At 69.2% G+C, this 23,631-nt stretch carries 14 protein-coding genes; 9 read left to right on the top strand and 5 right to left on the bottom strand.

Going from position 1 to position 23,631, the window contains the following annotated elements; translation table 11 throughout:
* From OG735_RS31620 to OG735_RS31640, 5 genes are all read left to right on the top strand, one after another.
* The gene (locus OG735_RS31620; protein WP_327326536.1) at positions 1-678 is read left to right on the top strand and encodes a potassium-transporting ATPase subunit C; all 678 of its coding nucleotides are present in this window, start codon (positions 1-3) and stop codon (positions 676-678) included.
* A 161-nt stretch (positions 679-839) separates the two neighbouring features.
* Positions 840-3,383, top strand: coding sequence for a sensor histidine kinase KdpD (locus OG735_RS31625; protein ID WP_327326537.1), 2,544 nt, complete (start codon positions 840-842; stop codon positions 3,381-3,383).
* Positions 3,384-3,486: 103 nt separating this feature from the next.
* Positions 3,487-4,173, top strand: coding sequence for a response regulator (locus OG735_RS31630; RefSeq protein WP_327326538.1), 687 nt, complete (start codon positions 3,487-3,489; stop codon positions 4,171-4,173).
* A gap of 35 nt (positions 4,174-4,208) precedes the next feature.
* Positions 4,209-4,625 (top strand): OB-fold nucleic acid binding domain-containing protein, encoded by a 417-nt coding sequence (locus OG735_RS31635; protein ID WP_327326539.1) that lies wholly within the window; start codon positions 4,209-4,211, stop codon positions 4,623-4,625.
* Positions 4,626-4,628: 3 nt separating this feature from the next.
* The gene (locus OG735_RS31640; RefSeq protein WP_327326540.1) at positions 4,629-5,462 is read left to right on the top strand and encodes a DUF3159 domain-containing protein; all 834 of its coding nucleotides are present in this window, start codon (positions 4,629-4,631) and stop codon (positions 5,460-5,462) included.
* Positions 5,463-5,546: 84 nt separating this feature from the next.
* Here OG735_RS31640 and OG735_RS31645 read toward each other — a convergent pair whose 3' ends face one another.
* Both OG735_RS31645 and OG735_RS31650 read right to left on the bottom strand, forming a co-directional pair.
* Positions 5,547-6,224: a potassium channel family protein gene (locus OG735_RS31645; RefSeq protein WP_326653121.1), complete on the bottom strand. Its 678-nt coding sequence runs from the start codon at positions 6,222-6,224 to the stop codon at positions 5,547-5,549.
* Positions 6,224-6,892, bottom strand: a complete 669-nt coding sequence (locus tag OG735_RS31650) for a potassium channel family protein (protein ID WP_327326541.1) — start codon at positions 6,890-6,892, stop codon at positions 6,224-6,226. The genes OG735_RS31645 and OG735_RS31650 overlap by 1 nt, the downstream gene beginning before the upstream one ends.
* Before the next feature lie 186 nt (positions 6,893-7,078).
* On the opposite strand from OG735_RS31650, the gene OG735_RS31655 reads away from it, so the two are divergent.
* The 4 genes from OG735_RS31655 to OG735_RS31670 all read left to right on the top strand — a co-directional run bounded on the left by OG735_RS31655 (position 7,079) and on the right by OG735_RS31670 (position 12,765).
* Positions 7,079-9,127: an APC family permease gene (locus OG735_RS31655; protein WP_327326542.1), complete on the top strand. Its 2,049-nt coding sequence runs from the start codon at positions 7,079-7,081 to the stop codon at positions 9,125-9,127.
* Between the two features lie 169 nt (positions 9,128-9,296).
* Complete coding sequence (locus tag OG735_RS31660; protein WP_327326543.1) at positions 9,297-10,625, top strand: class I SAM-dependent RNA methyltransferase; 1,329 nt, start codon at positions 9,297-9,299, stop codon at positions 10,623-10,625.
* Positions 10,626-11,568: 943 nt separating this feature from the next.
* Positions 11,569-12,513 (top strand): beta-ketoacyl-ACP synthase 3, encoded by a 945-nt coding sequence (locus OG735_RS31665; RefSeq protein ID WP_327326544.1) that lies wholly within the window; start codon positions 11,569-11,571, stop codon positions 12,511-12,513.
* Positions 12,514-12,531: 18 nt separating this feature from the next.
* Positions 12,532-12,765 (top strand): acyl carrier protein, encoded by a 234-nt coding sequence (locus OG735_RS31670; protein ID WP_327326545.1) that lies wholly within the window; start codon positions 12,532-12,534, stop codon positions 12,763-12,765.
* A 201-nt stretch (positions 12,766-12,966) separates the two neighbouring features.
* Here the strand turns inward: OG735_RS31670 and OG735_RS31675 are convergent, their stop codons facing one another.
* From OG735_RS31675 to OG735_RS31685, 3 genes are all read right to left on the bottom strand, one after another.
* Positions 12,967-13,800, bottom strand: coding sequence for a methyltransferase (locus OG735_RS31675; protein WP_327326546.1), 834 nt, complete (start codon positions 13,798-13,800; stop codon positions 12,967-12,969).
* A 97-nt stretch (positions 13,801-13,897) separates the two neighbouring features.
* Positions 13,898-16,420 carry an FAD-dependent monooxygenase gene (locus OG735_RS31680; RefSeq protein WP_327326547.1) on the bottom strand — a complete coding sequence of 841 codons (2,523 nt, stop codon included), beginning with the start codon at positions 16,418-16,420 and terminating at the stop codon, positions 13,898-13,900.
* 22 nt (positions 16,421-16,442) lie between these two features.
* Positions 16,443-23,630 carry a non-ribosomal peptide synthetase gene (locus OG735_RS31685; protein WP_327326548.1) on the bottom strand — a complete coding sequence of 2,396 codons (7,188 nt, stop codon included), beginning with the start codon at positions 23,628-23,630 and terminating at the stop codon, positions 16,443-16,445.
* Position 23,631 lies beyond the last annotated feature (1 nt).

Consider the following 23,631-nt stretch of genomic DNA (forward strand, 5'->3'; position numbering starts at 1 on the left):
ATGAACAACTCTGCAGGAAACACCGCACGGCTGGCCTGGGCGGCGCTCCGCGCCCTCCTCGTCCTGACCCTGGTCTGCGGCGTCGTCTACCCGCTCGCCATCACCGGGGTGGCCCAGGCCCTCTTCCACGACAAGGCCAACGGCTCCGAGATCACGGCGGACGGCAAGGTCGTCGGCTCCGACCTCATCGGCCAGAGCTACAACCTGCCGAAGAAGGACCCCAACGACCCGGAGGAGGCGGCGGCACCGGACCTGAAGTGGTTCCAGCCGCGTCCCTCCAACGGTCTGGGCTCCAACAGCGTCAACACCCAGTACAAGCTCATCCTCTCCGGCGCGACCAACCGGTCCGGCGACAACCCAGAGCTGATCAAGTGGGTCACCGACGCCAAGGCCGCCGTCGTCAAGGACAACTCCACCGCCGCCTACAAGGTCAAGCCCTCGGACGTGCCGGCCGACGCCGTCACCTCCTCCGGCTCCGGCCTGGACCCGGCCATCTCCCCCGAGTACGCCAAGCTCCAGGTGCACCGGGTCGCCGAGAAGAACCACCTCTCCGTGGCCCAGGTGGGCAAGCTCGTCGAGCAGAACACCGACGGCCGCACCCTCGGCTTCATCGGCGAGCCGACCGTGAACGTCCTCAAGCTCAACATCGCACTCAAGGCACTCACCGAGAAGGGCTGATCCGCGGTCAACACGGCTGCGGGCACAGGCATCAGAGCCGGGGACAGGCATCAGAATCGCGTCAATACGCAGCTGAGGCCCGTCCCCGGCCCGATTTTTCCGAATCTCCGGCCGTAAGGTCGACGCAGCGTACACAGCTGTTCCTGAAAGACAATGAGGCCATGGGACGCGGCAAGCTACGGATATACCTCGGCGCGGCGCCGGGCGTCGGCAAGACGTACGCGATGCTGTCCGAGGCGCACCGCCGTGTGGAGCGTGGCACCGACTGTGTCGTCGCCTTCGTGGAGCACCACGGACGCTCCCGCACCGAAGTGATGCTGCACGGCCTGGAGCAGACCCAGCGCCGCGAGATCGAGTACCGCGGCACCGTCTTCACCGAGATGGACGTCGACGCGGTCCTCGAACGGCATCCCACCGTCGCCCTCGTGGACGAACTGGCCCACACCAATGTGCCCGGCTCCCGCAATGCCAAGCGCTGGCAGGACGTCGAGGAACTGCTCGCGGCCGGCATCGACGTCATCTCCACCGTCAACATCCAGCATCTCGAGTCCCTCGGCGACGTCGTCGAGTCGATAACCGGTGTACGCCAGCGGGAGACCGTCCCAGACGAGGTGGTCCGCAGGACCGACCAGATCGAGCTGGTCGACATGTCGCCACAAGCGCTGCGTCGCCGGATGGCTCACGGCAACATCTACACGTCGGACAAGGTCGACGCGGCCCTCTCCAACTACTTCCGCCCCGGAAACCTCACCGCACTGCGTGAGCTCGCCCTGCTCTGGGTCGCCGACCGGGTCGACGAATACCTCCAGCAGTACCGCGGTGAGCACGACATACGCTCCACCTGGCAGGCCCGCGAGCGCATCGTCGTCGGCCTCACCGGCGGGCCCGAGGGCCGCACCCTCATCCGCCGCGCGTCCCGGATGGCCGCCAAGGGCTCCGGCAGCGAGATCCTCGCCGTCTACATCGCCCGCAGCGACGGACTGACCTCCGCCTCGCCCAAGGAGCTGGCCGTCCAACGGACCCTCGTCGAGGACCTGGGCGGCACCTTTCACCACGTGATCGGCGACGACGTCCCGTCCTCGCTGCTGGAGTTCGCGCGCGGAGTCAACGCCACCCAGATAGTGCTCGGCTCCAGCCGCCGCAAGACCTGGCAGTACATCTTCGGCCCCGGCGTCGGCGCGACCGTCGCCCGCGACTCCGGCCCCGACCTCGACGTACACATCGTCACTCACGGCGAGGCCGGCAAGGGCCGCGGACTGCCCGTGGCCCGCGGCGCACGCCTCGGCCGCTCCCGGATCATCGCCGGCTGGCTGGTCGGCGTCGTCGGTCCTGTCCTGCTCTCGCTGGTACTGGCCGGCCTCAACGACAGTCTGGGACTCGCCAACGACGTCCTGGTCTTCCTCTTCCTGACCGTGGTGTCGGCGCTGCTCGGCGGACTGCTGCCGGCGCTGACCTCGGCCGCCGTCGGCTCACTGCTGCTGAACTACTACTTCACCCCGCCCACCCACACCCTGACGATCAGCGACCCGAAGAACATCGTCGCCATCGTGATCTTCTTCGCGGTGGCCGTCGCGGTCGCGTCCGTCGTGGATCTGGCCGCCCGCCGCACCCACCAGGCCGCCAGGCTGCGAGCCGAGTCGGAGATCCTCTCCTTCCTGGCAGGCAGCGTGCTGCGCGGGGAGACCACGCTGGACGCCCTGCTGGAGCGGGTCCGCGAGACCTTCGCCATGGAGTCCGTGGCACTTCTGGAGCGGGAGAGCGACGTCGCCCCCTGGACCTGCGCGGGCAGCGTCGGCCCCAGTTCCGTCGTACGTCCCGAGGACGCGGACGTGGACATGCCGGTCGGCGCCCATATGGCACTGGCCCTCTCCGGCCGCGTACTGCCCGCCGAGGACCGCCGGGTGCTGGCGGCCTTCGCGGCTCAGGCCGCGGTCGTACTGGACCGGCAGCGGCTGGTGGGGCAGGCGGAGGAGGCCCGTCGGCTGGCCGAGGGCAACCGCATCCGTACGGCGCTGCTCGCCGCCGTCAGCCATGATCTGCGGACCCCGCTGGCCGCCATCAAGGCCGCCGTCTCCTCGCTCAGGTCCGATGACGTCGCCTGGTCCGACGAGGACGAGGCGGAACTGCTCGAAGCCATCGAGGACGGCGCCGACCGGCTCGACCATCTGGTCGGCAACCTCCTCGACATGTCCCGGCTGCAGACCGGCACCGTCGCCCCGCTGATCCGGGTGACCGACCTCGACGAGGTCGTCCCGATGGCGCTCGTCGGAGTGCCCGTGGAGAGCGTCGAGCTGGACATTCCGGAGACGCTGCCGATGGTGGCCGTCGACCGGGGACTGCTGGAGCGGTCCGTCGCCAACATCGTCGAGAACGCCGTCAAGTACAGCCCTGACGCCACACCCGTCACCGTTTCCGCGAGCGCGCTAGGCGACCGCGTCGAGGTGCGGGTCGCGGACCGGGGCCCCGGCGTTCCCGATGACGCGAAGGACCGGATATTCGAGCCGTTCCAGCGTTACGGTGACGCTCCACGCGGCGCCGGAGTGGGCCTCGGTCTCGCGGTCGCTCGCGGCTTCGTCGATGCCATGGGCGGCACGCTCATCGCCGAGGACACCCCCGGCGGTGGCATGACCATGGTCCTCACCCTCAAGGCGGCGCCCGGGATCGCTCCGGTCAGCTCCGACCTTCCCGCCCAGGTCACCTCATGACCGGGACGGGAGCGCAGCGACAGACGACAGCGCAGAAAGAGACGGCAGCGCAGCGACAGACGGCAGCGCAGCCACAACACCGCAGAAAGGCAGGCCGGCAAAAATGACCCGGGTGCTCGTGGTCGACGACGAGCCGCAGATCGTACGTGCCCTCGTGATCAATCTGAAGGCGCGCAAGTACGAGGTGGACGCGGCCCCCGACGGTGCGACCGCGCTCCAGCTCGCTGCGGCCCGACACCCCGACGTCGTCGTCCTCGACCTCGGTCTGCCCGACATGGACGGCGTCGAGGTGATCAAGGGCCTGCGCGGCTGGACCCGCGTCCCGATCCTGGTGCTCTCCGCCCGCCACACCTCCGACGAGAAGGTCGAAGCGCTGGACGCCGGCGCCGACGACTACGTCACCAAGCCCTTCGGCATGGACGAGCTGCTGGCCCGGCTGCGCGCCGCGGTCCGCCGGGCCGAGCCGGTCGGGGGCGGGGACGACGATCTCGTGATCGTCGAGACGGAGGGCTTCACCGTCGACCTCGCGGCGAAGAAGGTGCACCGGGACGGTCGCGATGTCCGGCTGACCCCGACCGAGTGGCATCTGCTGGAAGTCCTTGTACGCAACACGGGCCGACTGGTCAGCCAGAAGCAGCTGCTCCAGGAGGTCTGGGGCCCCTCGTACGGTACGGAGACCAACTATCTGCGGGTCTACATGGCCCAGCTGCGCCGCAAGCTCGAAGCCGATCCCTCGCACCCCAAGCACTTCGTCACCGAGCCGGGCATGGGATACCGCTTCGAGCCTTGATCCGGCACACAGGCCGTGGCCGGTAGGCTTTCTGTATGAGTGCCGTACCCCGTTCCGAGAAGGCCGAGAGGCCGGCGAAGCCCGCCGGCCGGTTCCGCCGCATGCTCGACCGGCTGTCCACCTCCCAGGAGGACCTCGAGTCGGAGGAGCTGCAGGAGGACGCGCAGGCATCGGGGTGTACCCGCATCGCCGAATGCAACGACCGCCAGATAGTCCGGGTGACTGGTACCTTGCGCACGGTCACCCTGCGTCCGCGGGCCGGAGTGCCCGCGCTGGAGGCGGAGCTCTTCGACGGCACGGCCCCGCTGGACGTCGTCTGGCTCGGCCGCCGTTCCATAGTGGGTATAGAGCCGGGCCGGAAGCTCATCGCCTCGGGCCGGATCTCCATGAACCACGGCCGCCGGGTGCTGTTCAACCCCAAATACGAACTCCGACCGCTCGGACAGGAGTAGCCGGTGACGTCCTTCGACAAGCCGACCACCACCACGACGAACGACCAGCAGGACAGCGACGCGAAAGCCGTCACGGAGGCCGCACTCTTCGAGGCCTTCGGCGGCGTACGCGGCATGGTGGAGACGGTCCTCCCCGGGCTGCTCTTCGTCACGATCTTCACGGTCAACAAGGATCTCCACATCTCGGCCATCGCGGCCCTGGCGGTCTCCCTGCTGCTCGTCGCGGTCCGGCTGATCCGCAGGGACACCCTCAAGCACGCCTTCAGCGGGGTCTTCGGAGTGGCCTTCGGTGTCGTCTTCGCGATGATGACCGGCAATGCGAAGGACTTCTATCTGCCGGGCATGATCTACACGCTCGGCCTGGCGGTGGCGTACATCGCGACGACGATCGCGGGCGTCCCGCTGATCGGCCTGATTCTCGGCCCGGTCTTCAAGGAGAACCTCTCCTGGCGGACCCGTAACCCCGGCCGCAAGAAGGCTTATGCCAAGGCCAGCTGGGCCTGGGGCCTGATCCTGCTCGCCAAGTGCGCGATCATCTTCCCGCTCTACTGGTGGGCCGACACCGCTCAGCTCGGCTGGGTTCTGGTGGCGCTGAAGATCCCGCCGTTCCTGCTCGCGGTGTACCTGACCTGGGTCTTCCTGGCCAAGGCGCCGCCGCCGATCGACGTTTTCGCAGAGATGGAGGCGGAGGAGCGCGCCGGGAAAGAGCGCCGGGACACCGCGGAGCAGTTCGGCGAGGCGATGAAGCCCCTGGTCGGCGATGCGGCGCAGCGCCTCGCGGACGGCGCCGAATCCCGGCGCATCACCGACGGTCCGGCCAAGCACCGTAAGCCCTAGCTCTTCTCGAGGTTTTCTCACTCATACGCGGATGGGGCGCCCGGAATCATTCCGGACGCCCCATCCGCTTACAGCCTGCGAGACTCAGCTCGAAGCATCCTCCCGGCGTACCGAGAGCAGGTCCTCCAGCTGCTCCTCGCGCGCCTGCGCGGCCACGAACAGCAGCTCGTCGCCGGCCTCCAGAGTCTCCTCGGAGCCCGGCGTCAGCACCCGCGAGCCGCGGATGATCGTGACCAGCGAGGTGTCCTCGGGCCAGGCCACATCGCTGACCTGGGTGCCGGCCAGGGCCGACTCCGGGGGCAGCGTGAGCTCGACCAGGTTGGCGTCGCCGTGGCTGAAGCGCAGCAGCCGTACGAGGTCGCCGACGCTCACCGCCTCCTCGACCAGAGCCGACATCAGACGCGGCGTGGAGACCGCGACATCGACGCCCCAGGACTCGTTGAACAGCCACTCGTTCTTGGGGTTGTTGACCCGGGCGACCACCCGCGGCACCCCGTACTCGGTCTTCGCCAGCAGCGAGACGACCAGATTGACCTTGTCGTCACCGGTCGCCGCGATCACGACGTTGCAGCGCTGCAGCGCCGCCTCGTCGAGCGAGGTGATCTCGCAGGCGTCGGCCAGCAGCCACTCCGCCTGCGGCACCCGCTCCACCGAGATGGCGGTCGGCGCCTTGTCGATCAGAAGGACCTCGTGACCGTTCTCCAGCAGCTCGCCCGCGATGGAACGGCCCACCGCGCCGGCGCCCGCAATAGCGACCCGCATCAGTGACCGCCCTCCTCAGGGCCCTCGGCGAAGGCCGCCTCGACCTTCTCGACCTCGTCCGTACGCATCATCACGTGGACGAGATCGCCTTCCTGCAGCACCGTCTGCGACGTCGGCAGAATCGCCTCGCCCAGCCGGGTGAGGAAGGCGACGCGCACGCCGGTCTCCTCCTGCAGGGTGCTGACCTTGTGGCCTATCCAGGAGGCCGAGGTGTGCACCTCGGCGAGCTGCACACCGCCGCTGGGGTCGCGCCACAGCGGCTCCGCGCCGGACGGCAGCAGCCGCCGCAGCATCTGGTCGGCGGTCCAGCGGACCGTGGCGACGGTCGGAATGCCCAGGCGCTGGTACACCTCGGCGCGTCGCGGGTCGTAGATACGGGCCGCGACGTTCTCGATGCCGAACATCTCGCGCGCCACCCTCGCGGCGATGATGTTGGAGTTGTCGCCGCTGCTGACAGCGGCGAAGGCGCCGGCGTCCTCGATCCCCGCTTCGCGCAGGGTGTCCTGGTCGAAACCGACTCCGGTGACGCGGCGGCCGCCGAACCCGGAGCCCAAGCGGCGGAAGGCCGTGGGGTCCTGGTCGACGACGGCGACCGTGTGCCCCTGCTGCTCCAGGGTCTGCGCGAGAGCGGCTCCCACTCGCCCGCATCCCATGATGACGATGTGCACGACCGTCCTTCCGGCTGTCAATGGTTTTTTGCTCAGGTTTAACAGGGTCAGGGTCTCAGACCGCGGCCCAAGCTACACACGCGCGGTCCGCCCAGGGACCCCCCTGTGCGGGGGAGCGGGAGATTCCGCAGCGATAGGGGGGTGGTGGGTGGGCGGTGTTCATACGGAACGCTTACGATCCTCTGCGTGCCCAAACTGACCGACGTGCCCAAACGGATCCTGATCGGGCGGGCGCTGCGAAGCGACCGACTGGGAGAAACGCTCCTCCCCAAGCGCATCGCGCTTCCCGTCTTCGCCTCCGACCCGCTGTCCTCGGTGGCGTATGCACCAGGCGAAGTCCTCCTGGTGCTCTCCATCGCGGGCGTGTCGGCCTACCGCTTCAGCCCCTGGATCGCGCTCGCCGTCGTAGTTCTGATGTTCACCGTCGTCGCCTCCTACCGTCAGAACGTGCGTGCCTACCCGAGCGGCGGCGGCGACTACGAGGTCGCTACCACCAACCTCGGGCCCAAGGCCGGCCTCACCGTCGCCAGCGCCCTGCTGGTGGACTACGTCCTCACGGTCGCGGTCTCGATCGCCTCCGGAGTGGAGAACCTCGGCTCCGCGGTCCCCTTCGTCGTCGAGCACAAGGTTCTCTGCGCCATCGGGACAATCGTCCTGCTGACGCTGATGAACCTGCGCGGCGTGAAGGAGTCGGGCAAGCTCTTCGCCATCCCGACGTACGTCTTCGTCGCCGGCGTCTTCGTCATGATCGCCTGGGGCGCCTTCAAGGGCCTGGTGCTCGACGAGACCATGAAGGCCCCCACCGCCGGTTTCGAGATCAAGGCCGAGCACCAGGGACTGGCCGGCTTCGCCCTCGTCTTCCTGCTGCTGCGGGCCTTCTCCTCCGGCTGTGCCGCGCTCACCGGCGTCGAGGCGATCAGCAACGGCGTGCCCGCCTTCCGCAAGCCGAAGAGCAAGAACGCCGCGACCACGCTGGCCCTGATGGGCGGTCTCGCCGTGACCATGTTCTGCGGCATCATCGGCCTGGCCATGGCCACCGATGTGAAGATGGCCGAGCAGCCCGCGCAGGACCTGCTGAACAACGGCAGCCCGGTCGGCGAAAGCTATGTTCAGAACCCGGTGATCTCACAGGTCGCCGCCGCCGTCTTCGGTGACGGAACGTTCTTCTTCGTGGTGCTCGCCGCAGCGACCGCGCTGGTCCTGTTCCTGGCCGCCAACACCGCGTACAACGGCTTCCCGCTGCTCGGCTCGATCCTCGCCCAGGACCGCTATCTGCCGCGCCAGCTGCACACCCGCGGCGACCGGCTCGCCTTCTCCAACGGCATCGTGCTGCTGTCGGGCGCTGCCGTACTCCTGATCTGGCTGTACGGCGCCGACTCGACCAAGCTCATCCAGCTCTACATCGTCGGCGTCTTCGTCTCCTTCACGCTCAGCCAGACCGGCATGGTGCGGCACTGGAACCGCCATCTGAAGACCGAGAAGGAGCCGGCCAAGCGCCGCCATATGATCCGCTCCCGCGCGATCAACACCTTCGGCGCCTTCTTCACGGGCCTGGTGCTGGTCGTCGTGCTCGCCACCAAGTTCACGCACGGCGCCTGGGTGGCGCTGCTGGGCATGGTGATCTTCTACGGGACGATGACCGCGATCCGTAAGCACTACGACCGGGTGTCGGAGGAGATCGCCGCGGCGGAGGAGCGTCCCGACGACTATGTGCGCCCGTCGCGCGTGCACTCCATCGTCCTGGTCTCCAAGATCCACAAGCCGACCCTGCGCGCCCTCGCGTACGCCAAGCTGATGCGCTCCGACAAGCTCGAAGCGCTCAGCATCAGCGTCGACCCGGCCGAGACCAAGGCGCTCAAGGACGAGTGGGAGCGACGCGGCATCAATGTGCCGCTGAAGATCCTCGACTCTCCGTACCGAGAGATCACCCGGCCTGTCATCGAGTACGTCAAGGGGCTGCGGCGCGAGAGCCCGCGGGACGTGGTCAGCGTCATCATTCCCGAGTACGTGGTGGGGCACTGGTACGAGCATCTGCTGCACAACCAGAGCGCGCTGCGCCTCAAGGGCCGGCTGCTGTTCACGCCCGGAGTGATGGTGACCTCGGTGCCGTACCAGCTGGAGTCCTCGGAGGCCGCGAAGCAGCGGGCGAGGAAGCGCCAGGAGTGGAACGCGCCCGGTTCGGTACGGCGCGGGCCCGTGGACCAGCGGCCCAAGGAGCCCACCAGCAAGAGCTGAGGCGCGAGTCTGCGGGTCTTCGTGTCTGCGCGTCTTCAGGTCTTCGAGCCCTCGCGCACGAGCTGAGGCTTCCGCTCGAACGTTCATGGCAGGCGGCCGGTCGACACCCACGTAGAGTGGTGGGTTGTTGTCCGGCCGTTTTCCTTTGATCCTCTGGAGTCACCCCGCCATGCAGAACGCATCTGAGTCTTCGCTGGTCGGGGAGGAGTACGAGGTCGAGGTCGGGCCCGTCGCACACGGCGGCCACTGCATCGCCCGCACCGAGGAGGGGCGGGTGCTGTTCGTACGGCACACGCTGCCCGGTGAGAAGGTCGTCGCCCGTATCACCGAGGGCGAGGAGGACTCCCGCTTCCTGCGCGCCGACGCCGTACGGATCCTCGAGGCATCCAAGGACCGCGTCGAGGCCCCGTGCCCGTACTCCGGCCCCGGGAACTGCGGCGGCTGCGACTGGCAGCACGCCAAGCCGGGCGCCCAGCGGCGGCTCAAGGGCGAGGTGATCGCCGAGCAGCTGCAGCGGCTCGCGGGCCTCACCCCTGAGGAGGCCGGCTGGGACGGCACGGTCATGCCCGCGGAGGGCGACAAGCTTCCGAAGGGCGAAGTGCCGGCCTGGCGGACGCGCGTGCAGTACGCGATCGACACGGAGGGCCGCGCCGGGCTGCGCAAGCACCGCTCGCACGATGTCCAGCCGATCGACCACTGCATGATCGCCGCCCCGGGGGTCACCGAGCTCGGCATCGAGAAGCAGGACTGGTCCCAGATGGCCACGGTCGAGGCGATCGCCGCGACTGGATCCAGCGACCGCCAGGTCATCCTCACCCCGCGACCCGGCGGCCGACTGCCACTGGTCGAACTGGACAAGCCGGTCTCGGTGCTGCGCGTCGACGAGCGCGACGGCGGAGTGCACCGGGTGCACGGCCGCGCCTTCGTGCGGGAGCGCGCCGACGACCGTACGTACCGCGTCGGCAACGGCGGCTTCTGGCAGGTGCATCCCCAGGCCGCTGACACCCTGGTGAAGGCCGTGATGCAGGGCCTGCTGCCGCGCAAGGGCGACATGGCACTCGATCTGTACTGCGGGGTCGGCCTGTTCGCGGGCGCCATCGCCGACCGGGTGGGCGAGAAGGGCGCGGTGCTCGGCATCGAGTCGGGCAAGCGCGCCGTCGAGGACGCGCGCCACAACCTGCAGGGCTTCGAGCGCGTACGCATCGAACACGGCAAGGTGGAACAGGTGCTGCCGCGCACGCAGATCACCGAGGTGGACCTGATCGTGCTCGACCCGCCGCGCGCGGGAGCGGGCAAGCAGACGGTGAAGCAGCTGGCGGGCCTGGGCGCGCGGCGCATCGCGTATGTGGCCTGCGACCCGGCGGCGCTCGCGCGCGACCTGGCGTACTTCCGCGACAACGGCTACAAGCCGCGCACGCTGCGGGCGTTCGACCTGTTCCCGATGACCTCGCACGTGGAGTGCGTGGCTATTCTTGAGCCTGCGGCAAAGGGCCTCTGACCTGTATTTCTTCTAGATTTTGAGGCTTCGGGTGGGCTGGCTCGACCTGTTTTGATGAGTGCACGACGTGGACCGTCTTCTGTGACCAGGAAATGCGGCTGGCCTGCAGCTTTGTGGATGGCGTACGAGGGGGTGGACGGCTTGTCCTGACTTCGCGATCGCAGAAGGCAAGTGGTGTGACGCTCGTCTGACGCTGGTTCCGACGGAGCGTCAGGAGTGCCCGGGTGGTACCAGCTGCCCCTAGTTGCCACTACGTGCGGTCGCCCCAGCCAGACACTGAGGGGCCGGGCCGCACACCGGTGAAACGGCAATCTGCTGTCCGTCGTGATGGAGCCGGGAAACGGCTCGACGGTTTTGTGCTCCTGGCGCTTGCGACCGGGCAGAAGAACGATGCAGGGAGCTGCGTCCAGCGATCCGGCCGGAATCTTTCCATGGCGGTGTAGTGGTTCTACCGCCGCGCCGTCCACCGCACCCTGACGTGGTCGGAACCACCAGCACAGTGACCATCCCCCTGTGCGTCACTGCTGCGGTGCAGTCCCTCATCTTCGGAGTCGGCGCGGGCCAAAAGGTCTACCGAATCGGCGACTCCCGAGCCAAAGCCGCCTGGCACGACAGCTGCTCATCCGCCGCCCAGCCCGACCGAGGTCTGAAACGAACGGTGTAACCAGGGTGGTTGGGTTACTGGCGGGCGACTCGCGGGCCGCCGCTGCTACGGGTGGATCAGGTCAGGCGCAAGGGTGACGGCACGGGGCCACATGAGACACTGCGTAGGCACGTGGCTACTTGGAGTACTGTCTCCCTCTTGGAAGTAGGCAGGGCTTTCTGCTCCGGTTGCCCAAGCGGCTCCCGGTCCGTGTCCGAAGTCAAGGGTGGAAAAGTGAGGGATCGGAGAGTCCCGGCGTCCGTCCTGGTAGGTGCCGGGTCGTGCTTGCCACCACGCCGGGTGGCCAATGAAGACCTGGTCGAGCGCCTGGGTCGGTCGCCCGAATGGATGTTTCAGCGCTCCGGCATCCGGTTCCGGCACATCGTTGAGCCGGGTACCACCAGTGGGGACCTGGCGGTCGCGGCCGGCCGGGAGGCTCTGGCCCGTTCCGCGGTCGGCGATGTCGCAGCCGTGGTCGTCGCCACCACGTCGCCGGACAGGCCGTGCCCCGGTACCGCTCCAAGCGTCGCGTCACGGCTGGGCATGACTGGGGTGGCCGCGCTGGACGTCCAGGCCGTGTGCGCCGGTTTCATCTATGGCTTGGGTGTCGCGCAGGGCCTGATTGCCGCGGGCACGGCTGACAGCGTTCTGGTGATCGGGACAGACGCGCTGTCGCTGAGCGTCGCCCCGGATGACCCGACGAGCATGCTCTTCGGCGACGGAGCCGGCGCTGTCGTTCTGCGTTCGGGCCACCACGAGGAACCCGGTGCCCTGGGGCCTTGCGTGCTGGGCAGCGATGGCGGTGGCCGCGACCTGATCACTGTACGTGGCGGCGGATCTGAGGAACGCTCAGCGATCGGCGGTACCCCGGCGGACTCGTATCTGCGTCTGGAGGGGCAAGAAGTGTTCTGGCGAGCAGTGGAGCATATGACTTCCGCCTCCCGAGCAGCTCTGGACGCCGCGGAATGGAAGCCGCAGGACGTGGACCGGATTGTCTCCCACCAGGCGAACGCACGGATCATCTCCATGCTCGCAGGGCGGTTGGGCATCACGGCGGAGGGCGCACTGTCCAATATCGAGCAGGTCGGCAACACCTCGGCCGCGTCGATCCCGATCCTCCTTGATCACGCCAACCGCGCAGGGAGCCTCAAGCCTGGACACCGCGTCCTGCTGACGGCCTTCGGCGGCGGCTTGGCTTGGGGCGCCACCACCGTCGTGTGGCCGCACCTCGCCCGCCCGCACTAACTCATTCGGAGAAGCGGTATGTACGACATCTTGGTCAGCATCCTGACCGACAAGTTCCAGGTGCAGCCCGGGCTGGTCTCCCCGGAAGCCACGCCGACGGCCCTCGGCCTGGACTCACTGTTCGTGGTGGAACTGTCCCTCGTGCTGGAAGGCGACCCCGGATTGCAGATCAGCTTTGACGAACTCGCGGAAGCGAGCACCCTGGCCGAGATCGCGCAATTGATGCACGATAGGCAAGATGCGTCGGTCTGAAGATCTACGATCTCCGCGGTAGTACACGACCACCAGCAGGATCGTTCGGCAGTTGCACCGCGTGGCCAAACCGGGGCGGTAGCCCGCCGCGGCTCAAGCACTTATCGAGGGATCGCTGGGGCGGTTGTGGTCCGGATGGGCCCGCCGAGAGATTCGGCGAGCCCATCCGCTCCGATGTTGTCAGGTAGCGCCGAAGCGATGTCAGCGGCCTGTGGCGTTCCCGGGGCGCCGGAACATCAGGGCGTGCACCGTGAAGCGCGACCCGTCGAATTCCGCTCGGCCCGTTGCTCGCCGTTCTTTCAGCAGGGTCAGCATGGTCTCCTTGTGCTCGGCGTACGCCAGGAGCGGGATGTCCATCTCGAAGATCTCAAGCGTCTCGGTCTCATAGCCACGCGTGGTGAGTTCCGTGACGGTCCGGGGAATGTCGGCGAGTGAGGAGTGCGCCATGAGTAGCGTGCCGCCTGGCGCGAGGAGCGTGTCCATGCGCTCGACGACGGAGTCGTACACCGCGCGGCCGCCTCTCCGGGCGACGAGAGCTGTTTCCAGCCCGTCCTTCCTTGCATAACTCGGGTCGTAGGGCAGGTGCGGCGGATTGGTCATCACCAGATCGAACCGCTCGTCCGGTGTGTACTCCTCCAGCGGCGAAGTGACACAGGTCAGCCGCGTGGCGTCGAGACCATTGGCCACCACGTTCACCGCGGTCTGGGCGGCTGAGGCGGGGTTGATGTCCAGAGCGGTCACCCGATCGGCGCCGGCCGCGAGCAGGGCGACGCTGTAGAGACCGGAACCGGCCCCGATGTCCAGGGCGTTGGCACCCTCCAGGCCAGGAGCGCTGTCACCGTTGAGAGCGGCGATCAGGCTCAGCCCGCAGTCGGTCGGGAACAGGACCTCCGCGGGGTCCTCCACCGTGAGCCGCAGACGCATGCCGCGGAACTCGAAGATCCCGCACGAGGGCCGAGCCTCCCACAGCGAGCCGTTCTCGCCGACGGGCAGGACACGACGCCGCGTCAGCGTCGGGATCGGAGTATCGGTCATCGGGGCGGAACCTTTCGATGGGAAGCAGGCAGCCAGGGGTTGGAGGAGCGGGAACCATGGGGATCCGCGAGATCCGGCACGTATTCGGCTCGACCGGTCACTCGACGAGGGCGGAGAGCATGGTGCGGACGGAGTCGTCAGCGATGCGCCGTGCGCGCAGCGCCGGGATGAGGCCCTCGACGTAGCAGAAGTTCCAGGCGAGTTGGGTGTGACTGGTGGTCGCCGTCGCCACGATGGCTCCCATCACCGAGACGCCCGTGAGGAACTGGGCCTCACCGACTCGCCACGAGCCCGCCTGGTCGGGGAACTCGTAGCGGCCGACGTTGGACAGGCACAGGTTGATCGGCCCCTCCTCGTCCATGAAACGCATGAATGGCTCGCTGTCCGCCAGTGACTTCGGTCCGGTCCAGCGCGGCAGGCTGATCGTGGCCAGGTGCTCCTGGCGTCTCCGGCGCCACACCAGGTCCTGGCTGATGGCCCGGGCCATCAGCCACAGCGGTCGGCCGGGCTCGTAACGGACGCGGGAGGGAACCGTGGCCACGTAGGTGCCGACCTCGTCGGGGCAGACGGCTGGTTCAAGATCATTACGGAAGTCGACCGGCGAGCCGATCGAGAAGTGTGCCGTCGCCGAGGTTCCCGCGTCCTGGGCGACCGCCGTCACCATCGCGGCGGCCAGAACTCCGTGGACCGTGGTGCCGTGCCGTTTGGCCGCAGTCACTAGCAGATCCAACTGCTCGGCGGTGAGGAACCTGTGCACCATCCGGGTGCGTCGCTGCTCGAACGGCACCTGATGACTGGGGACGACCCGCTGTGCGGGGCGCCGCCGGGCCGCCTGCTGTTCCCGGCGCATCATGGCCTTGAACCCAGCGACACCCGCAGCGCCACGGTGGCGAAGAGGGAGAAGATCATCCGTCGCGGGCAGTGCCCGTCGCGGGGTGGCTTGAGGCCGCGTGCCGCAGTCCAGTTGCGCGGCCAGTTCGATCCACTCCCGGACCAGGGACAGGCACGTCTTGCCGTCGGCGATGATGTGCGAGGCCGTCAACAGCAGGTCATGGACGTGCCCTTCATTCTCGCCGCCCGTTCCTCCCGAGGTGATCACCACCGCGCGCAGCAGCGGACCGGCGCGCCAGTCCACACTCCCCACGAGCTCGCGGTCGTTCACCTCGCGCTCCCACCGCGTGTCGGCCGTGGGATCGTCCGGCGGCACGTGGACGTACCGAAGCGGGATCTGCCGCCCGTCCAATGGGACGAAGGCGGGGTGCGCTCCGGTGCCGTCGTCGGTGATCGCGACGCGCAGCAAGGGGTGCCGGAGCTGGAGGGTGTCCAGTGCGCGGCGGTGCAGCGACGTGGGCAGGTGTCCGTGGACGCGGGCGCGGGCGATGACGTTGAGCGGTGAGGTCCGGTCGGCGATCCAGTACAGGCGCTCCAAGGGGCTCAGCTCACGCTGGACGTTGCTGGATCCGGTGGCCGAACCGTCCGGATAGGCGAGGGCCTGGGCGGTCTGCCGGGCGAGGACGTGGCGGGGTACCAAGCGGAAGTAGGCATTACGGACCAGGCGACTCCGGGGGGTGGCCCCCTGAGTCAGTTCGCTCATCCGGCGGGAACCGGCCACCATCGCCCTGGTGCGGTCGCGGCGCCGCTCCTCGTAGGCGCGCAGAGCCAGCGCCGGGTCATCACCCGTCATCGGCTCGGCCAGCGTCCGTGCCAGTGCGACGGCGTCCTCCATGGCCATGCCGGCCCCCTGGGCGAGCGTGGTCAACATGGGGTGGGCGGCGTCGCCGAGCAGGGTAAGGGGGCCGTCGCCCCACCGTTCCAGGAAGGCCCGGTCACGCGAAGACACGGTGAGGATGTCTGCCTGCGGGGTGGCGTCGATCACGGCCCGCACCTCGTCGGCCCAGCCCTCGTATGCCCGTCGGAGGAGGTCCTTGACCCGGTTCGGTGCGGGCGTGTCCTCGGGCGTGCTCATGGCCGCCCACCAGTAACAGCGGCCGTGGCCGATGTCGATGAGGCCGAAACGCTGTCCGCTGCCCCAGTAGTGGCGCACGGCGCCCGTGGTGAGGCATGGGTGCCGGAAGGGGACGATGCCGAGCCGGAAGAGGTATCCGCTGTCCCACGCCGGCTCGGGGCCGACGAGGTGGCGCCGTACGGCCGAGTTGAAGCCGTCGGCGCCGATCAGGATGTCACCGCTCGCCGAACGGCCGTCCTCGAAGTGGGCGGTGACCCCCACGTCGACGGCATCGAAGCCAATGGCGGTCGCCCCCAGGTGGACTGGGCAATTTCCGATCTCCGCCAGCAGAGCCTCCTGGAGGTCCGCGCGGCTGAGGCAGAAGCTTGGCACGCCCACCTGGTCGCAGGCGTCCTTGAACGGCAGGTCTCTGATCCGTCGGCCGCGCCGGTCCATGATCCTGAACGACTCCACGGCCTGACCGCGCTTGTCCAGTCCCAGGTCGATGCCGAAACCGGCCAGGGCAGTAACCGCGTTGCTCATGACCGACAGACCGGAGCCGACGTCGCGCAGCTCGGTGGCGCGCTCGTACACCTCAACGTCGATACCGACGCGCCTCAGCGCGACCGCACACGTCAGACCGCCGATACCGGCACCAACGACCAGGGCTTTCACACGCCGTCCCGATGGCATGACGTCAGCTCTCCCGGCCGGTTCGGGTGAAGGCGGTGCTGATCAACTCCGCGACGGTACCGGCCAGGTGGGCCACGTGCGGTTCTTCCATGATCGTCAGGTGGTCGCCGGGGACACGGATGATCTGGATCCGCCCGCTGGTCATGGCGCTCCAACCGTTGCAGGGGTCTTGATGACGGGTTCGGGCGGCGCTGTGCATGGCGGACAGGACGGCGGGCAGCGGCTCCGCGGCGCGGAGCAGCGTGAGGTCCTGATCCTCGCGCGGGGGCCGGTAGGCCAGAGTTGCCTGCCAGTGCGCCCGGTAGACGCCGAACAGGCGGCGGATGACGGCCCCCGAGCTGCCGGCTGGCAGGACGCCCCGCTCGCTCGCGACGCGGGCCATGAACGCGAACTTCTCCTCCAGCGAGCCAAGTCCGTCAGGAAGCACCCGTGCGGGTGCCCCGCCGCCGTCCCGCAGCCAGAGCAACTCGCGGAAGAACCACTCCAGCAAGCCGTCGTCGTCGTGCGCGACGCGCGGCCCCTGCTCCAGGGCGGTGGTGTCCAGCACCAGCAGGGCGGCCTGCTCGTCCGCCGCCCGCAGCCGACGGGCCATCTCGAAGGCGACGAAGCCGCCAAATGACCATCCGCCGATCGCGTAAGGGCCGTGTGGCTGAGCCGTCCGCAGCGCCGTGAGGTAGCTGTCCGCCAGGTCCTCCACCGTGCACAGCGGTGTGGTGCCGGGCTCGGCGCCGGCGGCCTGAAGCGCGTACAGCGGCTGGGCGTCCGGAAGATGCCGGGCGAACCCGACGTAGCATAGTACGTTGCCGCCCATCGGGTGGACCATGAACAGCGGCGGGCGGGTGCCCTGCGGGCGGATCGGCACCAGGGGCTCGAACGTGGCTTTCGCCCCGCCCTGACGCAGCCGGGCCGCGAGTCGGGCGGGGGTGGGTGTCGCGATGAACTCCGACAGGGGGATGTGCACCCGGTAGCGCTGTTCGATCCGGACCACCAGCCGCATCGCGGTCAAAGAGGTGCCGCCGAGGTCGAAGAGGCTGTCGTGCACCCCCACCGAGTCCAGGCACAGCACGTCCGCCACCATCTCCGTCAGCGCCCGCTCGTAGGCGTCGCGCGGCGCGGCGGCCGGGGCGCGGCCGGGGACGGTCAGCGGGGCGCGGCGCAGTGCCGCGTCGTCGCGCTTGCCGCTGGGGGTCAGAGGCCACTGGGAGACCCATTGCAGGTGCGAGGGGACCATGTAGTCGGGCAAGGTGGCCCGCAACCGCTCACGGACGCCGACCAGGTCCTCGTCCGTGCCCTCACCGAGGAGGAAGGCGGCGAGGAATACCTCGCCGTCCGTGCGCCGACGAGCCACGACCGCTGCGTCACGCAGGCCCGGGTACCGCTCAGCCAGGCCGGTGACGGCCAGTTCTACCTCGGCCGGCTCCACGCGAAAGCCCCGTACCTTGACCTGTGCGTCGTCGCGTCCGAGGAAGACGACATCTCCGCCGGAAAGCACCATGCCGATGTCGCCCGTGTAGTAGAGCCTGTGGTCTCCGTCCGCGAAGGGATGGGGGACGAAACGCTCCTTGGTCAGGTCCGGGCGGCCCTCGTAGCCGTCGGCCAGGCAGCCGCCGCCCAGGTAGATGTCGCCCCGCGCCCCGACCGGCACCGGACGCATCCGCTTGTCCAGGACGTGCACCTCGGCCCCGTCGATGGCGCGGCCGATCGGCGGCAGCGCGGGGAAGGCTGCGGGGTCACCGGTCATGGTGTATGCGGTGACCACGTGGGTCTCCGTCGGACCGTACTGGTTCTCCAGCACGGCTCCCGGGAGTCTGGCGCACAGCGCGCGGATCTCGGGAGTGACGCGCAGCTGCTCACCGCAGGTGATCATCACCCGCAGGGCCCGTGGGGTGATGCCTAGCGTGCCGGCGGCTTCGGCCAGTTGGTGAAGGGCCACCGGGGGGAGGAAGACCTGCTCGACGCGCTCGCGGTCGAGCAGGCGCAGCAGCGCGGGCATGTCGCGCCGCTCCGCGTCGCCGACCAGGCACAAGGTGCCGCCGAAGCACAGTGTGGAGAAGATCTCCTGGAAGGAGATGTCGAAGCTCAGCGGTGCGTACTGCAGAGTTACACCGCCCACGGCCGCGCTGGGCGCCTCGGCCTGCCAGGCCACCAAGGCGGCCAGGGGGCGATGCGGCATGGCGACGCCCTTGGGGGTCCCGGTGGAGCCCGACGTGAAGAGGACGTACGCGGTGCTCTCCGCGTCCGTCCCGCTTCTCGCCCGGCACACCGGCTCTGGCGCGGCCACCGACTCGGCGGGCAGCAGCAGCGCCGGGTCACCGGCGAGGTGGGCGTACGGGGCTTCGGCCACGACGCGGAAGGGCTGGACCTGCTCGACCATCGTGGCCAGCCGGGAAGCGGGGTAGCTGACGTCCATCGGGACGACCGCGCAGCCAGCCCGCATGACACCCAGGAGCACCGCCATGGTCAGCGGGGACCGGTTCATCGCGATCCCGATCCGGGCGTTCGCCGGGGCGCCGAGCGCGCCCAGCCGCCCGGCCACGTTCTCTACGGCCTCGGCGAGCCGGGCGTAGCTCCACCGCTCCTCGCCCATCACCATGGCAGTCGCGTCCGGCGTGCGCGCGGCCTGTTCGAGGAAGCGCGCCACGACCGTGGGGCACTCCGCGGGCGAGGCGAGGACGGGTCGTGAGGCGAGGAAGGCGAAGTCCGCTGTGTCGTGCGGCTGTTCCACCATACGGCGCAGGATGCTCAGGTAGCCGGCCGCGAAGAGATCGCCCTGCTCGGCCGAGAACGTCGCACCGTCGCAGTCGATTCGCAGCCACATGCCGGCGCCGTCCGGTTCGGTGACCGCGTTCACCATCAGACGGAAGTCGTTCTCCTCCCAGCTGCAGAACTCCCTGAGCCGCAGACCGGGGAGCCCGAGGACATGGGACAGCTGACGGAAGTGCACGTAGTTGAAGGCGGTGTCGAGGACGGGCCCACCGTGGTCCTCCTGGATCGCGCTCAGCGGGTAGCGGCGGTGGGGATGGCCGTCCTGCTCCTGGCGGAAGCCTTCGCGTGCCACGTCCAGCCAACTGTCCCGTGCGGTGTTCAGGCGGACGGGCACCGTGTTCAGGAAGAGCCCGGCGATGCGTTCGGCTCCGGCCAGTTCGGGCCGGCCGTGGGTGATCAGGCCGGTGGTCACGTCACGGGTGCCGGCGAGCATGGCCAGCGTCAGGGCGTGCGCTGCGAAGAGCACGGACTTCACGGGCAGGGAGTGTTCGGCCGCGAAGTGCCGGGCCCGCTCGACAAGGGGGCCGGGCAGGTCGACCCGCCGCGAGGCCGGCTGGTGGCCGGTACCGGGCAGATGGGGCGAAAATGCCTCGATGGGCACGGGCTCGCAGCCGGCCAGCTTTTCCCGCCAGTAGCGCCGGGCCTCCTGCGAACGCAGGGCGCTCTGCTCCAGCCGCACGTGGGCCGCCGGCGAAGGAGGCGCCGAGCCCTCGACGGGGCCGATGTCCAGGCCGAGGCCGTGGGCGTAGTCCTGGAGCAGCTCCTGGAGCAGGGTGGCGACGCTGCCGCCGTCGAGGAGCGCGTGGTGGAAGCTGAGGACCAGGTCGACGGTGGCGGGCCTCACATGGGCGCGGAACAGGTACAGCGGCGCCCGGTCGAACACGTAGGGGTGGTGGCGGCGTGCCTCGATGTGCGCGCGTACCTCGGCCTCGGCCGCCGCGCTGTCGAGCGGACACAAATCGGCGATCTCCAGGCCGCCGTACACCTGAGGGCGGACCACCTGCAACGGTTCTGCGCCGGCCAGGTCGAAGGCCGTGCGCAGCGCCGGGTGCCGTGCCGTCAGCCGGTCGAAGGCACGACGGAACTGCTCCTCATTCCACGGCATCTCCAGGGTGTACCGGAAGACGTCCCGGTACCTGGCCGACGTTTCGTGCCTGCGGCTGTGGTACAGCAAGCCGAGCTGGATCCGGGTCAGCGGGTAAGCGTCCTCGGCATCCCGCAGACGGGCCCGGTCGACATCGGCCACCAGGGCGAACGGGGCCAGGGCGGCCTCGGTCCCGGATGCGTCGCACTCCTCGGTGCACGTGGCAAGGCCGGCCACCGTCGGGTTGCGCAGGAGGTCGGTGAGCGAGAAGCGCAGGCCCCGGGCCTCCGCCTCGGCACGCACCTTGAGCATCGTGATCGAGTCGCCGCCGAGGGCGGAGTAGTCGTCGTGGATCCCAACGGTCTCATGGCCCAGGACACGGGCCCAGACCTCGGCCAGTACGGTCTCGGTCCGGTTGCGCGGCTGCCCGCCCGCGGTGGCCTCCGGGACGTCGTGCGGTGGTGGCAGCGCGTCGCGGTCTGCCTTGCCGTTGGGGGTCAGCGGAATGCCGTCGATCCGGGTGAAGGAGGCCGGAACCATGAACGCCGGCAGTGTCTGCCCGAGCCGTTCGCGCAACAGTGCCGTGTCGATCGGGGCCTCGGCGACGTAGTAGCCGGCCAGGACGGTTCCCCGGTCGGGGGTGGTACGGCCCACCACGATGGCGTCCCGTACCCCGGGGACGGCGAGCAGGACGGCGGTCACCTCGTCGGGTTCGACGCGGTTGCCCCGGATCTTGACCTGGCCGTCGATTCGTCCGAGGTACTCCAGGGCGCCGTCCGCGAGCCACCGCGCCAGGTCCCCGCTGCGGTAGAGGCGGCCGCCCGGCACGAACGGGTCGGTGCCGAACTTCTCGGTGGTCAGCTCCGGGCGGTCGAGATACCCACGGGCGACACCAACCCCGCCGATGCACAGCTCCCCGGCGACACCGACGGGTTGCGGCAGGTCGTAGGCGCCCAGCACGTACAGCCTGGTGTTGTCGATCGGCCGGCCGATGGGCACCCGCGCGATGCCGTGAGCGGGGTCGCCCGGGCAGTCGTAGGACGAGACGTCGACCGTCGCCTCGGTCGGGCCGTACAGGTTCACCAGCCGTACCGGCTGCTTGGTGCCGCTCTCACGGCGCCACCGGTCGACCAGGCGGTTGAACTGCTCGACCCGGGTGCCGGGCAGGGCCTCGCCGCTGCAGAAGACGTACCGCAGGGTCCGGATGCCCGCGCGGGCCGCTGCCGACTCCTCCAGCAGGTCGAGGAACGGGCCGAGCATCGAGGGGACGAAGTGCACGGCGCTGACCTGGTGCTCGCGGATCGCCCGCAGGACCTCGCGCGGGTCCCGCTGGCCGCCGGGCGGTAGCAGGGCCACGGCGGCGCCCTCAATGGCCCACCAGAACAGCTCCCACACCGAGACATCGAAGGAGACCGGCGTCTTCTGCAGCAGGACGTCCCGTCCTCCGAGCGGGTAGCGGCGCTGCATCCAGGCGAGGCGGTTGACCACGCTGCGGTGCTCGACCGTGACCCCCTTGGGTTGTCCGGTCGAGCCGGAGGTGTAGATGACGTACGCCAGGTCACGGGAGGTGGCGAGCGGCTCGACCGGGGCGCCGCTGCCGGTGAGCAGGCCGCCGACGCGCCGCACCGTCGCGTCCGCGGGAAGGCCGGCGGGAGCGTCGTCATCGACGATCACCACCTTGGCACGGCTGTCACGCAGCAGAAATTGCACCCGCTCGGCCGGGTAGCCGGGGTCCACCGGTACGTAGGCGCCGCCGGACTTCAGGATGCCGAGCAACGCGACCAGCAACCGCGGCCCCCGCTCCATCATCACCGCGACACGGTCGTCCGGACCGACGCCCTCCGCCCGCAGGGCCCGCGCGACACGGTTGGCCCGCTCGTCGAGTTCGACGTAGGTCAGCGTCTCCCCGGACGCCGCGATGACGGCGGTCCGGTCCGGCCGGTGGGCGGCCTGCGCCTCGAACAGTCCGTGCAGGGTGGCCTGATCCGCGTAAGGCACCTGCCGGCCAAGGGCATGCCCGGCGGTGAGGTCCTGGTACTCGGCCGGGGAGAGCATGGGGACGTCGGACAGAGGCCGGTCCAACAGGTCCAGACCGTGCTCCAAGAGCGTCGTGAGGTGACCCGCCACGGAGGCGATGGGAAGGTCCTCGTCGAAAACGTCACGGGCGTAGTCCAGGTCGACACGGATGTCGGCCGTGTCGTCGAAGGCGGACACCAGGACACCCAGTGCGTCCTGGTCGTGCGAGGGGGCCATCAGGGTGCCCCGCCGCACCACTCCCGGGACTTCCGGCCGGGACCAGTTCATGTAGGAAAGCGTCACGTCGAAGAGCTGCCGTGGGCCCTGAGCCGCTGTGGGCACTTCCCGCAGGATGTCGCCGAGCGCGAGCCGCTCATGACGCCGGAGCGAGCGCGTCGTGCCCTGGATTCCGGTGAGCAGTTCCCGAACGGTCAGCGCGCCGGGTGCTGCGACCCGTAGCGGCAGGGTGTTGGCGAACTGACCGAGAACGTCCCTGTGTCGCTCCGTCGGACGGTTGAGGAAGGGTACGCCTAGGACCACCTCTTCGCTCCTGTGCAGGCGCGTCAGGTAGGTACCGAGCATGGCCGCGACGTACGTGAACGGCCAGTAGCCCGCGGCGCGAACCCGACCGATGAGGGCACCGTCGATCACGAAAGAGTGGCGACCGCGGCCACGCGGACCGCTGTCCGTGGTACGGGTGAAGAGCGCGGGTGCCAGTCCGTGGAGATATTCCCGGTAGAAGGCACGGTCACGGTCGCCGTCCGTCCCGCTGCGGTAGGCGGCGTCCTCCTCGACGAACGCCAGGTAGGAAGGTGTTTCTCGAGCGCTCCTCTGCGGATCGCCGTGCGGCGCCCGGGCGTATTCTTGGAGGATCTCGTGGCTCAGCCGGTCGAGGGTCCAGCCGTCGGCGACGATGTGGTGTGCCTTGATGTGCAGATGCGTGATATCCGGGCTCTCCAGGAGGAGTGTGGCTTCTACGAGGGGGCTGCTGCTGAGTGGCAGGGCGCCGGCCATCGATCTGTGCATCCACTCCGCGCAGGCGGTGTCCGGCCCGGGCTCGTGCGAGAGGTCGATCACGGGGACGGGAACATGGTCCTCGGCCACCCGTTGGAAGGGCACGCCGGCGCGTTCGGCGAACTGCAGCCGGAACGTCTCATGGCGGTGCAACACGCGCTCCGCGCAGACGGCAAGCCGCTCGTGGTCGACGCCGCCGTCCAGACGCTCGTGGAGAACGCAGTTGAACTGTGGTGACTCCGGAGCCTGGGAGCCGACGGACCATACATCGCGCTGATACGCCGTCAAGGGGTACGGCGTGTGGTGGTTCATG

Origin of the sequence: Streptomyces sp. NBC_01210 (genome assembly GCF_036010325.1) — a bacterium.
Classification (GTDB): Bacteria; Actinomycetota; Actinomycetes; order Streptomycetales; family Streptomycetaceae; genus Streptomyces.